The following is a 288-nucleotide window of genomic DNA, read 5'->3' on the forward strand; positions in this document are numbered from 1 at the left end:
CGTCGGCGCCAAGCTCGTCATGGCCGACCCCACCATCGACGAAGAAGACATCGAGGTACTGGGCGACTCCGCCTACGCCACCGGCGACATGCTCGACCAGCTCCACGAGAAGCGGTGGACGCCACTGCTCAAGCCGTGGCCGATCCAGCCCGCTGTCGAGGGCGGGTTCAGCGTCGATGACTTCGACGTCGACCACCAGGCCCGGACCGTCACCTGTCCGGCCGGCGTGACCCGCAAGATCAGCGCCAAGGGCAACGTGACCTTCGGGATCGCCTGCCGCGACTGCCC

The 288-nt window shown here is 68.1% G+C and carries 1 pseudogene; it reads left to right on the forward strand.

The features are described from left to right. Positions 1-288: pseudogene (locus ACYQ0U_RS22860) on the forward strand (hypothetical protein); the annotation flags it as partial.

Source organism: Nocardioides pyridinolyticus, from assembly GCF_054653575.1.